This window comes from Endozoicomonas sp. ALD068 (genome assembly GCF_049310145.1).
GTDB lineage: Bacteria > Pseudomonadota > Gammaproteobacteria > Pseudomonadales > Endozoicomonadaceae > Endozoicomonas_A.
In genome coordinates this window covers 1,066,365-1,080,683 of record NZ_JBLYNU010000004.1, presented here as the reverse complement: position 1 = coordinate 1,080,683, position 14,319 = coordinate 1,066,365, and the positions used below count along the sequence as shown (strand labels likewise).

Genomic DNA, 14,319 nt, shown 5'->3' with positions numbered 1-14,319 from the left:
GTTACAGATATTTTCGGGGCGGGTCACTCTGTGCAAATAAAAAAGGAGTCACTATGACTGCTCAATTTGATATCAAAAACTGGCAATCAACCTACGATCGTAAATGGTCACCCCTGGAAAGTGCGGCAAATGAAATCCAGTCCGGGGACAGGGTTTGGATTGGTGGTGCCAATGGTGTTGCTATCCCGGTTCTTAAACAGCTTTGTCATCGTAAAGATGAATTGAAAGACGTTGAATTGTTCGGCGCACTATTAATGTTTCCTTTTGATTTTCTCAAGGCAGAATTTAAAGGCCACATCAATTACAACTGTTTATTTACCGGGCCACTGGAGAGAAAATTTCTGGGACCTCATGGCAATATAAAGATTAATTCTGTGCATTTTTCCCAGACGCAGAGCTTTATGAAAAACATCATGAAGCCGAATGTTCTGTTGATGGAAGTTTCCCGACCTGATGAAAATGGCTTTATGAGTCTGGGTCATATCGGTGCCCTGTTAGGCGACAGCGTGGTCGAAAATGCCGAAAAGGTGATCGTGGTTGTTAACGACCAGGTACCCTATCTTAAAGGTGAAAGTAACTTTGTTCATGTAGACCAGATTGACAAACTGGTTGAATGCAATCACGAACTGCCCTTCGCGCCACAGGCCCAGCCAAGCGAACTGGAACAGAGTATTGCGAGCCACATTCTGCCTTACATTAATGATGGAGACACCATTCAGATCGGTTTTGGCGGACTCTCAGATGCGGTTGCCTATGGTTTGGAAAACAAAAAGAATCTGGGCGTGCATTCGGAAATGATGACAGACTCCCTGCTGCACCTGATTAAAATTGGCGCTATTGATAACAGCAATAAAACCATTGACAAAAACAAACTGGTTTACGGACTGGCTGTAGGAAGTCGGGACCTTCTGGATTTTCTGGATAACAACGACGACACCCATGTCATGCCCCTGTCAACGCTGAACAGGCCGGAAGAAATAGCTAAACAGGATAATTTCATTTCCATCAACGGAGCTTTGATGTGCGACCTGACCGGCCAGATTGCGGCTGAAGGTGTTGGTCTGAACCAGATTTCATGCACAGGTGGTCAGCTTGATTTTGTTCGCGGCGCTGGCATGTCCAAAGGTGGTAAGTCCTTTATCGCCCTGTCGTCTGTCTTCAAAGGCAAAAACGGCCTGGAATCCCGCATTCAACTGACCCTGCCCGCCGGAACACCGGTGACCACACCACGCAGTGACGCTATGTTCATTGTCACAGAGTACGGTGTTGCCGACGTGCACAACAAACCCCTCAAAGACCGTACTGCAGCCCTGATTGCCATCTCTCATCCGGATTTCCGCGAGCCCCTCACTGCCCAGGCACGTGAAGCAGGTCTGATCGACTAAAACGGACATTTTCTCTTCTGCGAACCTTGATTAATTCTGCAAAGGTCGATCGATGCTTAGGCTTTTAAATTGGAGAATGCTATCGTCTCTGAAGAGACGACCATTGTAGAATAGCTCCAGAGGCTTGCTTTGCAAGCCTGGCTCAGATCCCCGCCTTCACGTCCTCGGTGATGATTACGGGGTTTTTAGCGGGGATTCAATAAACGGAGGAGGGCAGGCGATGCAGTCTCACAATCTTCTGGCAGGGCTAGTCATCGGCTTGTTTCTGACGGGGTGTTCTTATCATGGTCGACCAGAAGAAAAGTCGATGTGTACCGAAAGCTGGTATGAGTATGCAGAGTCGAGAGTACCCACAGGCGATGGCATGGGACACGGCCCTGATCCCGGCTCCACGGAATGGCGCTCAGTTGTGGAATTCAGACTCAACTTACGAGATCAGAACCTGTTGCCTGATCGATCAAGCGATCAATGGTGTCGGGCTATCGATCAATTTTTAAAAGCCCATGACGGATAGTTTTACCTTCACCGGAATCGCCTGAGCTGATCATTTCGTCATAGGCTGAAGACATCACCATATCCAGTTGATCCGACAGATCCTTGCCTAAAGTGTATTTGGCCTCGAAAATGCTGTGAAAGACTTTGGGCTTATTTTCTGCACGCTCGGTAAGCCATTCCCTGTCGTTAATCCGGCACAAATAGATGTCACCTTCAGCCGAAATCAGCTCCAGATGTGTCTGCTTTTGGCGAACAACGGCAGTCAGTGTTTTCAGATTCATAACCTTGCCTCACGAATGTTTTCTGAGTAACCAGGATCCCATGAAGGGGTTGTCCAGCCTTTGGCTACTGCCAGCCGGTTCCGCCTCAGGAATGTGAATTGCGATGACGCGCATCAGTTTAGAAACAGAATTGGATTCAACATCCAGCATGACTACAGAGCCACCCTGTTCAAGGTGATCATGGAAAGGCTGGAGCCTGAAGTTGTCACTGGAAGCGCCGATCAACCCCCCCAGCCAAGTCGAGTAACCCAGTACCACCATGCATGCGAAAAAAGTGACCACCGGGGCAACCGGATGCGCCGCCATTAATTCATGGACCGCAAGGCCGGTCAGTACTGTCAGCAGGATACCAATGAGAAAACCTCTCTCACCTGAACGAACCGTGTCGTATTCTTCGATAAAGGACAGATCATTCAAATGCTTTTTCTGCGTCGCCAGATGATCTTTGTGAGCGATGTGGATTCGATTGTGAGAGACCCCTTCAGCTTCGGCAAGGTCGTTCAGCTTTTGGGCGAAGGCGAGGTCAGGCAGACGATAGAGTACTCTTAACATACAAAACACCTTCTTGCGGTGATTAAGTAAGGTCTCAAAACTCAATATTAGAGCTATTACGGATGATTGGCGAATTTGGATCACTTAGAAAGCATCAGGGCTTTTTGGCGCACCTTTCCTTGACAAACTCCCTGAAGGTTCGGTCGGCCAGAGAGGTCACTTTTTTTCGCCAGACCATGACAATTTCCAGTTTTACCGACTCAGTTAAAGGTACAAAGATTTGGTATTTACTTTGCGTGATGGGCTCAGACATTGGGGTTATAGCACGATCGTCTTCATTCTTACACTGGTTTCAAATTCAACGCTCAATTCAAACCTGAGCCAGAGGGGCGTCGGGTGATGAAGGCGAAGCACCTGAACGAACTGGAAGCATACGTTAGATGCGCTAACAAGATTGTTATGAACTTTATGATGAATGAGCACTCTAGAAAGAAAACATGAAAGGAATATACTGTGAATTCAGCCCCTATCCAGCCCTTTGGGTCAACAAACTTTCAAACCTGTGCTGCAACCAGTCAAGTTACGACGTCTGAAGATTATCATTCATCTCAGGTGTTTATACCCAGAGGTAATGAATACTTTGATTTGCAAAGATTAATCACCACCAGAAAAGTGGCAAAAGTAAAAAACGGACACATACTTAGTTCTTCTATCACTAAAAATAACGCAATCCCATTGTGGCTGAGAATACCATCAGATAAACCTGATAATGCTTTTTGGACCTCCACTCTAAAAAAAGACGCCACAAGCAGTAAAAGTACAACTGCCTGGATAGAGTGGTGTAGAGAAAATAGTTTGAGATTCTGGTTAGGAAACGATGCTGCTCAGTTTAAAGTTTCAGAAACGGCAAAAATATTAAAGATTGATTCCTTTGAAAAATATGAAAATTTAGTGAAAAACTTCCCCCATGCAGAAAATGATGATTATATCGACTGGGAACGAGTAGCTACCGAGTTTGATGCTGTGCATTGCACAGAAGATTTTTGTATTCCGGGATGGAATTGTGAATCAACAGCTTGGTTAAATACAGATAAATTAGCATTCCAGAAATCTATACGCTCAGAAGAAATTGACTTGTAGAATGAACGATTGAGCACCTGACAGAAGCAATAACATGATCGATCTTGCCACACCTGCTTATCGAAGATTGTTGCCTGGGCACTGCCGGGCGTCGCCCTGGCCGGGCAACCCGTGCCAAAGTCAGGGGCTAGCGCACTGTATCTTGTTGCTTATTCTCCGGGAGGCAGTCTGGAAGGGTTCCTACTGATCGCCTGCTGGCAGAAGGCAGCCTGGCAGATAGCCTCGCCTTGCAAAAATACAGATTACCTCGTCCGCTATCCCGTCCTGAATCAATTGATTGCAGGACGGGACAAACAGTCAGATTAATGGCCGTAGCGATCCAGCAGTACTTCAAACATGGCACGAACCCCGAAAGCTTCTCCACCTACAGGACGACCTGGCTGATTACGAATATTCCAGGCCATGATATCAAAGTGAACCCAGGGAATGTCCTTGCCGACAAAATCCTGCAGGTAGAGTGCCGCAGTAATAGAACCCCCATAAGGCTCCCTGGCACAGTTGGTCATGTCAGCGATTTCGCTTTTAAGCATGTATTTGTAGCCCTTGTGCAACGGCAGGCGCCAGACCGGGTCCTCCGTTTTATCACCTGCCTGCATCAGTTCACACGCCAAAGCCGTATCGTCGGTATAAAAGCCACCCACTTCAGTACCCAGGGCTATACGGCAGGCGCCAGTCAGCGTGGCGAAATCGACAATCATTTCAGGATTTTCGGCACTGGCCTCGGTCAGAGCCTCACACAAAACCAGACGACCTTCTGCATCGGTGTTGTGAATTTCTACTGTCAGACCCTGGCGGGTTTTCACAACATCGCCGGGACGCAGGGCATTGCCGGCAACCGCATTTTCTACGGCTGGAATCAGCATTCTCAGACGAACAGGCAGATTGAAGTCCATAATCAAACGCGCCAGTCCAATGACGTGAGCGGCACCGCCCATATCTTTTTTCATCAAGCGCATACCCGCTGAGCCTTTCATGTCCAGACCACCACTGTCGAAGCAGACGCCCTTACCCACCAGAGTAATCAATGGATGCTTCTCGTCACCCCAGGTCATATCGATAAGTCGTGGCGCATGGCTACTGGCACGGCCTACCGCATGAATGGTGGGGTAATTTTGGGCCAACAGCTCATCACCTACAATCTGACTGACTTTGCCACCGAACTCTTCAGCCAGCTTTGCCACTGCCTCGCCCAAATGCTCAGGCATCATATCACCTGCCGGGGTGTTTACCAGATCACGAACGCTAGCCACCGCTTTAACATACTTTTCAGCTTCTTCAACCTGAGCCTGGCTCGGCAGAATCAACCTTGGACACTCTTTCTGATCAGTTTTTTTGTAGCGGTTAAACTGATAGGCACCCAGTCCCCAGCTGAATGCAGCCAGTTTGAGCAGGTTTTCATCCCCCTGAAGTTTGTAGTCTCCGGCTGGCAGCTGATTGACCAGATCACCGCAGATAAAGTGACTGGAGAGATCTTCAACCCCCACAATGACCTGCCCCATGACACCTTCTTCACCGGGGATCAGACTGATGCCTTTTCCTTTGTAGTCTGTGCAGGTCAGCCAGTTCTGAAGAGGCTCTGACTGCTCATCAAACCAACGATCATAATCTGAAGTTTCAATCAGAGTCAGAGGAATACCGTGGTCACCAGCCAGCAAATAGGAAAGCATAGGTCTCTACCATTTGGGAATAAAAGGAATTAAAAGACAACAATATCGAAAGAAGGTACTCAGTATCGAGGCAGCCTGCACACCCTGTGCGGTAGCAGATGCATGGGGCAAACCGCAATATTGCCGTTTGCCCCATGCTATCAGAGCCACATTAACCATGCCAGTGGGCATAGCGTTTTTGGAGCTGCGGCAGGCTTAAGAATCCATAATCAACCTGCCAGACTCCAGTCGAAAAACTCGATCCATCTGCCTGGCAAGATTCATGTCATGGGTTACCACAATAAAACTGGTCTTGAACTCTCTGCTGAGAGTCGCCATTAAACCGTGCACTTTTTCAGCAGTGTTAGGATCAAGGTTACCCGTTGGTTCATCCATAAACACCAGATCAGGTTCGCCGACCAGGGCTCTGGCAATGGCTACACGCTGACGCTCACCTCCGGATAATTCTGCGGGCTTATGTTTGGCCCTTGCCAGCAACCCCACTGCTTCCAACAGCCGTTCGGCGCTCTCCTTAATCTGCCTGATGGGCATTTTCTTTCTCAGCAGCAGCGGCATAGAGACATTTTCCAGGGCGGTGAACTCGGGTAACAGATGATGAAACTGGTACACAAAACCGAGGTGGCGATTTCTCAGCTCATTTTGCCGGGCCTCTTTCATCGTCGACAGGTCATGGCCGCAGACTTTGATTTCACCGGAAGAAGGACAATCCAGTCCGGCCAGCAGTTGCAGTAATGTCGTCTTCCCTGAACCGGAACTGCCCACCACCGCTAACCTTTCAGAGGGAGCGACTACCAGATTCAGGTCTTTCAATACTTCCAGCTTTTCAGGGCCTTCATCAAAACTTTTGGCAAGTGCCCTGCACTCCAATATTACTTTTACGGACTCAGTCATAACGAAGTGCCTCTGCTGGCCGGGTTTTAGACGCTCTCCAGGCAGGATACAGAGTAGCCAGGAAACTCATGGACAGACCTGCAATACTGATGACAGCAACATCGCGCCACTGCAATTCAGAAGGCAGATAACTGATAAAATAAACGTCCGGACTGAGGAACTGGATACCCAGTGAGGACTCAAGAGCTGAAATAATTTCAGAAACGTTCAAGGCAGCAATAATACCGAGTACAACCCCCAGTAATGTGCCCACAACACCAATGAGAGAGCCCTGTACCATAAAGATACCCATGATAGTTTTCGGACTGGCGCCCAGTGTTCTCAGAATAGCGATATCTGATTGCTTGTCAGTCACCACCATCACCAGAGTAGAGACGATATTGAATGCCGCTACCGCAACAATCAACGTCAACAGCAGGCCCACCATGGTTTTTTCCATCTGGATCGCCTGAAACAGTTGCCCCTGGGTTCGAGTCCAGTCCTGCACGTAGTAACGACCGGGCAGCTGAATAGCTACATCCCAGGCCAGTTTGGGTGCAGCAAACAGATTTTCCATTTTCAGCCGAATGCCTTCAACACCTTCAGGGACTCTCATGAATCGTGCAGCATCCTGAATGTTGATATAAGCCAGACTGCCGTCCACTTCAGCACCTACCGAAAAGATACCGACCACAGTGAAACGCTTGAGTCTGGGGAAAACACCGGCAAGGTTCACATTCGCCTCGGGTAGAACCATGGTCACCTTGTCACCGGTTGTGACCCCCAGAGACTGGGCCATGATTTCACCCAGCACTATGCCAAACCTTCCGGGTTTCAGGTTGTCGAGAGATCCCTGCTCCATATGCTGATTAACAATTGAAACCTGCTCTTCGTAGGCCGGATCAATCCCGTAAACCATGGCCCCACGAACCTGGCTGCCACTGGTCAGCATCCCCTGACCATCCACAAAAGGAGCTGCAGCAACAATCCCATCCTGTCCGGAGACCTGTTCCAGAATATTCTGCCAGTCTTGCATACCGCCCGATGCTGACGTAATGGTGGCATGGGGAACCATACCCAGAATGCGCTGTTTCAGTTCCCGGTCAAAACCGTTCATGACTGACATGACAATAATCAGTACACAGACCCCCAGGGTCAGCCCAACCATCGACATGAGTGAAATAAAGGAAATGAAGTGATTCCTTCGTTTGGCCCGGGTATATCTGAGGCCGACAAAAAACGGTAATGGTCTGAACATTTAAAATTTATGAGGCGTCAATAGTTGCGAAGTTCGCTATTATAACCCCAACGGCCCGGTACAATAAGGCTGTTTGCATTTCCTTGCAAAAGCGACAGTCTCCCACAACGATAACCGGGGCTGCAGAGCTGTTGCAGCCAACCCATGAGAATAAGAAAGTAGCGAGAAAGTATGCCTGTCATGAAACATCTGTTATCAATACCGTCATTAGCCCTATCCATGACCTTATTGGGTCTTGTCAGTTTCAACCAGAATGCTTTTGCAGCAGAAACCGGTGACACCATTGCGGTGCCCGTTGGCAGTCAGTCGGCTGAACTTCGCAGTACAGTTCTGTTGCCGGAAAGAGGTCAAAGCATGGAGTCCGTCAAGGATCGTCTGGGAGCACCTGAAATATCTGAAACGGTTGGAAAACCCGCAATTACCAAGTGGAAGTACCAGGACATGACCATATATTTTGAAGATAAAACCGTTCTGCGAGCAGTTGTTCACCCCAACTTCCAAAAAGCCGAGCCAACCGCTGTTGCCACTGATTCGGCTGTCAGACAGCCCTGAGCAGAGCAAACCACCAAAAAAGGCGACCGTGTTTAAACAGTCGTCTTTTTATAACACCAAAAGGTCTTCATAATCAGGCTATTGCCAATTTCGTCTGGCTTTTATCTTGTGGGTTTATCAATCTTTCCAGATGGATAGCAATAATCATGCACTATCGTTTTACACAATTTTTTGACTATCTTCAGCAGTTATCGAAGACTTATCACCAGTCTTATCATGGCACTGTAGAACAAAGCTTCTTTTTTATTCTCCTTTTCATTGAAAAATAGGTTTGTCTAAAACTTTGGTAATGATCAACAATATCTTCCGCACTCCACCTAAACAGCCCCCTTTTCATAACACTAAAATGTCAGAACAATCTGGCCGTTGCCAATTTCTCCTGACTTTTTTCTACCGGATTCATCAACCTGTTCAGTTTAGGTGTCGTCAGAAACATGATCAGGGCAACCACTGCTGAAATCACACCCATAACTTCGAAGAAATGGCTGTAAATCGGCAGAGTAACCAGTGCGGTCGCCGACTGAACGGAATCAACAGCGGTCAAACTCGCCACATAACCAGCCACTGCAGAGGCTGCAGAAGTCGTCAGAAACCAGGCCCCCATAATAAAACCATGCATACGCTCAGGCACCAGCTGAGCCACCATCGCCAGGCCAAGACCACTAATCAGAAGCTCCCCCAGCGCCTGAGCCGGATAAGTACCAACAATCCAGAAGCAACCAACCCCTTAGCGCTGGCAAACAGGGAAGCCAGAGGAATCAGAAAAAAGCTCCCTGATGTCAGGGCCATACCCATAGCATACTTGGCTGGCATACTGATGGCTTTTACCGATGACTTTTTACATAATCTTCTCGCTTCGACGAACACATCTTTGGCGTTGAAAATCAAAATCAATGGTTTGAAGAACAGAGAACACCACCTTCAGAGAGCCCTCAGTTATAAGTCAACCATAAACTGTTACGCTGTCATTCCCGAAAATTGTCGTGCCTGCAACTGCCACCTGAACCGGGCACATCCTGACCTACAACGCCCATTACATCAATGGTATCTCCGTAATAATCAAAGGGACACTTTACCAGGTTGGCAGGATCAGATCTCTTCTCAGCATAGGGTCCACATCCGTCACAGGTTGGCATATACCATCTAACGACTGCGGTTGCCTTGGGAGGGGTATCCCGGGATACGACGATATCCTGATATCGCGGTTTTTCACTTTTGTAACATTCTGTACGCACGTCACTCTTATAATGTAGGCCAAGTTTGCTGATGTTTAAGTAATGGGGAGGCATTGAGTCAGTCTTCGGATTATATACCCCGTACATGCAATGACTGTCTGACCCAGCCCTGAAAGAGTAGGACGCGCTATGATCGGAATCATAATTTCTTATAAAATAAATAAATTGATCCAGTGCGTGAACACTTCCGAACGCAAGTGCAAGAATCATTGACCCTGCTAGTCTGGAAATCAGCTTCATACTTCTCTCCTACTGATGAGTTGACGAGTGACCTCTTCCAATGTCATTCACGAAAATTGTCGTGCCTGCAACTGCCACCTGAACCGGCCATATTCTGACCCACAACGAGCATTACATCAGTGCTATGTCCGTAATGGTCAAAGGGACACTTTAATAGGTTGGCAGGATCAGATTTCGTCTTGGCATAGGGTTCACATGTGCTGTCATCACATGCTGGCATATGCCACCTAACGACAGCGGTTGCCTTGGGCGGGGTGTCCCGGGATATGACGATATCCTGATATCGCGGTTTATCGCCAGTGGAACATTCTGTAAGTATGACATTCTTATAATGGAGGCCAAGTTTGCTGATGTTTAAGTAATCGGGTGGCATTGAGTCAGTCTTCGGATTATATACCCCGTACATGCAAGAACTGTCTGACCCAGCCCTGAAAGAGTAGGACACGCTATGATCGGAATCATAATTTCTTATAAAGTAAATATACCTGTCCAGTGCGTGAACACTTCCGAACGCGAGCGCAAGAATCGTTGACCCTGCCAGTCTGGAAATCAGCTTCATACTTCTCACCTACTGATGAGTTAACCAGGCAGTCAGGGTATGAAGCCTCATACCCTGTTGTCGTCTGCATCGTACCGGAAATTATAGCTCTGATTTACTACCACCTGATTAACCTGAAATGATCTTCCTGAATATCAAAAACACCTTTAAGTTTTCTAGAGTTGGAAAAAGCGGGGAGGTCCATAAAAATCAGCTCATACTCACTGATATCCTTTACCAACCATCTCAGGCAAACTGTGGGATCACGGCGTTTTTGCCAAATATCAGTGCGATTTACTTTTTCATAATCTTCCAGCTTCGATGAATACCTTTTCGGCGTTGAAAATCACGATCAATGGTTTGACGGGTGATCTCTTCGACAACAAATTCTGACTCAACACGCTCATCCAGTTTGAATTTTCTAAAATTGTTTGAGAAATAGAGAACACCGCCCTTGCTCAGCCTCTTTACTGCCAGTTCAATTAACCTGAAATGGTCTCTCTGAACATCAAAAACATCTTTTAGCTTTCTGGAGTTGGAGAAGGTGGGAGGGTCCATAAAAATCAGATCATACTCGCTGATATCTTTTTCCAGCCATTTCAGGCAATCTTCCCGCTCCATTCGGTGACGCCGCTCGCTCAGACCGTTCAGGGCCAGATTCTTTTTACCCCAGTCGAGATAGGTATTGGAAAGATCCACACTGGTAGAAGACACGGCTCCCCCCATGGCGGCATGAACGGTTGCTGTGGCGGTATAACAGAACAGGTTGAGGAAACGTTTGCCCGCCGCTTCTTTCTGCAGTCTCATTCTCATCAGTCGGTGATCCAGAAACAGACCCGTATCCAGATAATCATGCAGATTAACCAATAAACGACATCCGCCCTCTTCAACTTCCATCATCTGTTTCTGTTCGTCTTGTCTTACATATTGACTGGAACCTGATTGCCGCTCACGTCGTTTGAGGACAATATTTTCATCCGGTATATTCAGCACCTCAGGCGTCACTGCCAGAGCTTCGATTAACCGCTCCTGAGCTTTTTCTTCGTTGATGGATTTAGGCGCTGCATACTCCTGAACATGCACCCAATCACGATACACATCTACCGCTACAGCGTATTCCGGCATGTCGGCATCATAGAGGCGATAACAGTCAATGTTGTTTTTTCTGGCCCATTTGCTCATCTGTCTGAAATTCTTCTTCAAACGATTGGCAAACATGTTAGCCCCTTCAGAAATATAGGTAACCGTTCTGGCCTCTGGTTGATTCCGTTCCTGTTTTTCTGCAACGGCCTCTCTCGCTTCACGGCTGCGAATATCATAAAGAAAGAGCTTACAGGGCAGTGCACCGTTAAAGAGTGAATAACTCTTTCTTGGCCCCATTCCGAGATTTTTCACCAGACTGGGCGTACCAGTGAATATGCCTGCTTGCCAACCCGGGCAATGCTCCTTCAGTTTTTCACCCAGATGTTTGTAAAGGTAGACCAGACTGGCTTCATCGCCCATACGTTCACCGTAGGGAGGATTACAAACCACCAATCCGGCATCTACGTCAGAATCCATCGCCAAATCCTTGAGCTCCTGCTGTCGTATCCTGACCCTTTTCGACAGCCCTACCCTTTCCAGGTTGGATTTGGCACGATGAGCAACAGAACCCAGACCTTCAAAGCCAGTAATATCCGAACTCAGGGTAGCCAGCCCCTGTTGCCGACGCTCCCTGGCTTCCTCCAGCACGTTCACCCACACCTTTGGCACATGCCCCATCCAACGGTCAAAACCGAAACGGGTCCGGAGCAGACCGGGGGCAATATCAGCCGCCATCATGGCACCTTCTATTAACAGAGTACCGGCGCCGCACATGGGGTCCATTAACGGTTTGCCCTGTGCCGCCATTTCAGGCCAGCCAGCCCTTATCAGAATGGCCGCTGCCAGATTTTCCTTCAGAGGCGCTTCACCTGATTCCTGACGATAGCCCCGTTGATGCAAACTCTGACCTGACAGGTCAATCGACACAAACGCTGTTTTTCCCCTGGCATGAACATTGACTCTTATATCGGGGTTAGTGGCATTGACAGAGGGCCGCCAGCCATGGTCATCTCTTAACTGGTCAACGATGGCGTCTTTAACGACCTGGGCACCGAATCGGGTGTGATTAATATCTGGCGTGGAGCCGTTGAAGTCGACCCGAAAACTGCTCTGGTTGTCGAGATGATCATCCCACTCAAACGTTCTGACACCCTGATACAGGCTGTCTTTATTCTCGGATCGGATCTCACCCAGCCGCAGTAAAATCCGGCTTGCCAGTCTGGACCAGAGACAACTGCGATAAGCAACCTCAAGACTGCCCTTGAAACTCACACCAGCGACAGTTTCCCGGACAGATTCAGCACCCAGATCCGTCAACTCTCTGGCCAGCAGAATTTCCAGCCCCTTGGGGCAGCTGGCGAAGAGTTCCAGAGAACGCTCTGTAAGAGGCGTATTCATAACTTATATTCCAAAAAAATTTAAAAACTCAATACTTATTAGGATTGATTTCTCGACAGCCTGTTCAAACTTCGTTAGAAATTAAACCGTAGACTTTCCCTGTACGTTTGCTCTCTGGTTTTTTCCCAGTTCCCTCGTTGCATGTAACTTGCATATAACCTGGTGGGCTTCCGGAGTTATCACAACAGGCCGGATCAGGGAATTTTCCAAGTGCTGTAACAGGGTGCCAGGGAGGCATTGATAAACGAATCAGCAAGAGGCAGTACCACATGATGAAAAGACAAAAAAGGGATATGACAGACAGAGCCTTTACCAAAGGATATCGGACAGGTGCGTCTGGACGTTCGAAGGATATCTGCCCACATACGGACCCCCAACTTCGCCAAGCCTGGCTAACGGGCTGGCGCGAGGGTCGCGTAGACAACTGGGATGGCTTGATTGGCATTTCCGGCCTGCAACGGGCCAGTAATGCCTCCTTTCTATAAGTTACCCTATTGTTAAAGCCCATATAAGCCCCGGATCTCCGGGGCTTCTTTCATCTCGTGCAACAACCACATGAACGCAGAAGCATATCCCTGAGTCAGAGCCTGCTTAAAAGTGTTTCAACCATGATCACAAGAATAAACGGCCTCTGCCGCTTCACGAATCAGGGAAGGACCTCTGTAAATGAAACCTGAATAGAGCTGAACCAGGCTGGCCCCTGCTTTGATCTTGTCCGCTGCGGTTCTGGCATCCATGACACCGCCCACACCAATAACAGGCAGTTTTCCGGACAGTTCGCAAGACAAGAGTTTAATCACTTCTGTCGAGCGATCGCTTAACGGCGCACCACTGAGCCCACCCTGTTCATCGGCGTTGGCCAAACCCTCAACAGCATCCCTCGACAAGGTGGTATTGGTCGCTATAACCCCGTCCATCTCATAGGAAACCAGTTCACGGGCGATGTCAGCAATTTCATCTTCATTCATGTCCGGTGCAATTTTGATCGCTACCGGAACCCTGCGACCGTATTTGTCGGTCAATAAAGCCTGCTCTTTTTTCAGGGCATCCAGCAGACTTTTCAGGGCATCACCAAACTGCAATTTACGCAGCCCCGGAGTGTTAGGGGATGAGAGATTAACCGTGATGTAGCTGGCATGGGGATACACTTTTCGCAGGCAAGTCAGATAATCACTTTCAGCGTTTTCTACTGGAGTATCAAAGTTTTTACCGATGTTAATGCCAATGATGCCCTGGTAATGACACCTGCGGACATTTTCAACCAGGTGATCAACCCCTTTGTTGTTGAACCCCATACGATTGATCAGCGCCTGACGCTCTGGAATCCGGAAGCACCGGGGCTTTGGATTGCCGGGTTGAGGGCGGGGTGTCACGGTGCCCAGCTCAATATGACCAAAACCCAGACTGCCCAGACCATCAATGCAATCTGCATTTTTATCAAGACCTGCTGCCAGGCCGACAGGGTTTTCAAAGGTCAGCCCCATAACTTCCCTGGGACGGGAAGGCACAGATGGCACAAAAGCACCGGTCAGGCCAAGCCGCTGGCCCGCACCTATCATCTCTAGTGCCACATCGTGTGCATTTTCAGCAGAGAGACAAAATAACAACTTTCGGCCCAGTTGGTACATGAAAAGCCCCGGATAATGTAGATAAACCTGCGAAATTATACGCAGCTTCATTTTGAA

General features: G+C 48.3%; 16 protein-coding genes. 5 read left to right on the top strand and 11 right to left on the bottom strand.

The features are described 5' to 3' along the window. The first annotated feature begins 53 nt into the window (after positions 1–53). Positions 54–1,385: an acetyl-CoA hydrolase/transferase family protein gene (locus ACO6V5_RS03265; protein WP_422134355.1), complete on the top strand. Its 1,332-nt coding sequence runs from the start codon at positions 54–56 to the stop codon at positions 1,383–1,385. 220 nt (positions 1,386–1,605) lie between these two features. Beyond that, positions 1,606–1,899, top strand: a complete 294-nt coding sequence (locus ACO6V5_RS03260) for a hypothetical protein (RefSeq protein ID WP_422441882.1) — start codon at positions 1,606–1,608, stop codon at positions 1,897–1,899. Here the strand turns inward: ACO6V5_RS03260 and ACO6V5_RS03255 are convergent. The 3 genes from ACO6V5_RS03255 to ACO6V5_RS03245 form a co-directional block, all read right to left on the bottom strand. After that, positions 1,865–2,161, bottom strand: a complete 297-nt coding sequence (locus tag ACO6V5_RS03255) for a DUF6482 family protein (RefSeq protein ID WP_422410275.1) — start codon at positions 2,159–2,161, stop codon at positions 1,865–1,867. The genes ACO6V5_RS03260 and ACO6V5_RS03255 overlap by 35 nt on opposite strands. 9 nt (positions 2,162–2,170) lie before the next feature. Next, positions 2,171–2,713 (bottom strand): hypothetical protein, encoded by a 543-nt coding sequence (locus tag ACO6V5_RS03250; RefSeq protein ID WP_422134358.1) that lies wholly within the window; start codon positions 2,711–2,713, stop codon positions 2,171–2,173. 94 nt (positions 2,714–2,807) lie between these two features. Continuing rightward, positions 2,808–2,966, bottom strand: a complete 159-nt coding sequence (locus tag ACO6V5_RS03245; RefSeq protein ID WP_422134359.1) for a hypothetical protein — start codon at positions 2,964–2,966, stop codon at positions 2,808–2,810. A 200-nt stretch (positions 2,967–3,166) separates the two neighbouring features. On the opposite strand from ACO6V5_RS03245, the gene ACO6V5_RS03240 reads away from it, so the two are divergent. Continuing rightward, entirely contained in the window at positions 3,167–3,793 is a 627-nt protein-coding gene (locus tag ACO6V5_RS03240; RefSeq protein WP_422134360.1) for a hypothetical protein, read from the top strand. 302 nt (positions 3,794–4,095) lie between these two features. On the opposite strand, the gene ACO6V5_RS03235 is transcribed toward ACO6V5_RS03240, so the two are convergent. The 3 genes from ACO6V5_RS03235 to ACO6V5_RS03225 form a co-directional block, all read right to left on the bottom strand. After that, a complete protein-coding gene (locus ACO6V5_RS03235) occupies positions 4,096–5,460 on the bottom strand; it encodes a leucyl aminopeptidase family protein (RefSeq protein ID WP_422134361.1) in 1,365 nt (454 codons plus the stop codon). Positions 5,461–5,655: 195 nt separating this feature from the next. Beyond that, positions 5,656–6,351, bottom strand: a complete 696-nt coding sequence (locus ACO6V5_RS03230) for an ABC transporter ATP-binding protein (RefSeq protein WP_422410272.1) — start codon at positions 6,349–6,351, stop codon at positions 5,656–5,658. Continuing rightward, a complete protein-coding gene (locus ACO6V5_RS03225; protein ID WP_422138389.1) occupies positions 6,344–7,588 on the bottom strand; it encodes a lipoprotein-releasing ABC transporter permease subunit in 1,245 nt (414 codons plus the stop codon). The genes ACO6V5_RS03230 and ACO6V5_RS03225 overlap by 8 nt, the downstream gene beginning before the upstream one ends. Before the next feature lie 180 nt (positions 7,589–7,768). On the opposite strand from ACO6V5_RS03225, the gene ACO6V5_RS03220 reads away from it, so the two are divergent. Next, positions 7,769–8,140: a hypothetical protein gene (locus tag ACO6V5_RS03220; protein ID WP_422134364.1), complete on the top strand. Its 372-nt coding sequence runs from the start codon at positions 7,769–7,771 to the stop codon at positions 8,138–8,140. A 349-nt stretch (positions 8,141–8,489) separates the two neighbouring features. On the opposite strand, the gene ACO6V5_RS03215 is transcribed toward ACO6V5_RS03220, so the two are convergent. The 4 genes from ACO6V5_RS03215 to rlmKL form a co-directional block, all read right to left on the bottom strand. After that, positions 8,490–8,807, bottom strand: coding sequence for a hypothetical protein (locus ACO6V5_RS03215; RefSeq protein ID WP_422410313.1), 318 nt, complete (start codon positions 8,805–8,807; stop codon positions 8,490–8,492). Next, positions 8,807–9,028 (bottom strand): hypothetical protein, encoded by a 222-nt coding sequence (locus ACO6V5_RS03210; RefSeq protein ID WP_422410270.1) that lies wholly within the window; start codon positions 9,026–9,028, stop codon positions 8,807–8,809. The genes ACO6V5_RS03215 and ACO6V5_RS03210 overlap by 1 nt, the downstream gene beginning before the upstream one ends. A gap of 77 nt (positions 9,029–9,105) precedes the next feature. Beyond that, the gene (locus ACO6V5_RS03205; protein ID WP_422410268.1) at positions 9,106–9,375 is read right to left on the bottom strand and encodes a hypothetical protein; all 270 of its coding nucleotides are present in this window, start codon (positions 9,373–9,375) and stop codon (positions 9,106–9,108) included. A gap of 1,072 nt (positions 9,376–10,447) precedes the next feature. Then, positions 10,448–12,634: a bifunctional 23S rRNA (guanine(2069)-N(7))-methyltransferase RlmK/23S rRNA (guanine(2445)-N(2))-methyltransferase RlmL gene (gene rlmKL, locus ACO6V5_RS03200; protein WP_422410266.1), complete on the bottom strand. Its 2,187-nt coding sequence runs from the start codon at positions 12,632–12,634 to the stop codon at positions 10,448–10,450. A 272-nt stretch (positions 12,635–12,906) separates the two neighbouring features. Between rlmKL and rmf the strand changes: the two genes are divergently transcribed. Continuing rightward, positions 12,907–13,119 carry a ribosome modulation factor gene (gene rmf, locus ACO6V5_RS03195; protein WP_257281103.1) on the top strand — a complete coding sequence of 71 codons (213 nt, stop codon included), beginning with the start codon at positions 12,907–12,909 and terminating at the stop codon, positions 13,117–13,119. Between the two features lie 117 nt (positions 13,120–13,236). Here the strand turns inward: rmf and ACO6V5_RS03190 are convergent, their stop codons facing one another. Then, the gene (locus ACO6V5_RS03190; RefSeq protein ID WP_422134368.1) at positions 13,237–14,313 is read right to left on the bottom strand and encodes a quinone-dependent dihydroorotate dehydrogenase; all 1,077 of its coding nucleotides are present in this window, start codon (positions 14,311–14,313) and stop codon (positions 13,237–13,239) included. Positions 14,314–14,319: the final 6 nt, after the last annotated feature.

Excerpts from the sequence above, each read along its gene's own strand:
- ACO6V5_RS03265 (WP_422134355.1), top strand. The coding sequence starts at position 54 with ATGACTGCTCAATTTGATATCAAAAACTGGCAATCAACCTACGATCGT.
- ACO6V5_RS03260 (WP_422441882.1), top strand. The coding sequence starts at position 1,606 with ATGCAGTCTCACAATCTTCTGGCAGGGCTAGTCATCGGCTTGTTTCTG.
- ACO6V5_RS03255 (WP_422410275.1), bottom strand. The coding sequence starts at position 2,161 with ATGAATCTGAAAACACTGACTGCCGTTGTTCGCCAAAAGCAGACACAT.
- ACO6V5_RS03250 (WP_422134358.1), bottom strand. The coding sequence starts at position 2,713 with ATGTTAAGAGTACTCTATCGTCTGCCTGACCTCGCCTTCGCCCAAAAG.
- ACO6V5_RS03245 (WP_422134359.1), bottom strand. The coding sequence starts at position 2,966 with ATGTCTGAGCCCATCACGCAAAGTAAATACCAAATCTTTGTACCTTTA.
- ACO6V5_RS03235 (WP_422134361.1), bottom strand. The coding sequence starts at position 5,460 with ATGCTTTCCTATTTGCTGGCTGGTGACCACGGTATTCCTCTGACTCTG.
- ACO6V5_RS03230 (WP_422410272.1), bottom strand. The coding sequence starts at position 6,351 with ATGACTGAGTCCGTAAAAGTAATATTGGAGTGCAGGGCACTTGCCAAA.
- ACO6V5_RS03225 (WP_422138389.1), bottom strand. The coding sequence starts at position 7,588 with ATGTTCAGACCATTACCGTTTTTTGTCGGCCTCAGATATACCCGGGCC.
- ACO6V5_RS03220 (WP_422134364.1), top strand. The coding sequence starts at position 7,769 with ATGAAACATCTGTTATCAATACCGTCATTAGCCCTATCCATGACCTTA.
- rlmKL (WP_422410266.1), bottom strand. The coding sequence starts at position 12,634 with ATGAATACGCCTCTTACAGAGCGTTCTCTGGAACTCTTCGCCAGCTGC.
- rmf (WP_257281103.1), top strand. The coding sequence starts at position 12,907 with ATGAAAAGACAAAAAAGGGATATGACAGACAGAGCCTTTACCAAAGGA.
- ACO6V5_RS03190 (WP_422134368.1), bottom strand. The coding sequence starts at position 14,313 with ATGAAGCTGCGTATAATTTCGCAGGTTTATCTACATTATCCGGGGCTT.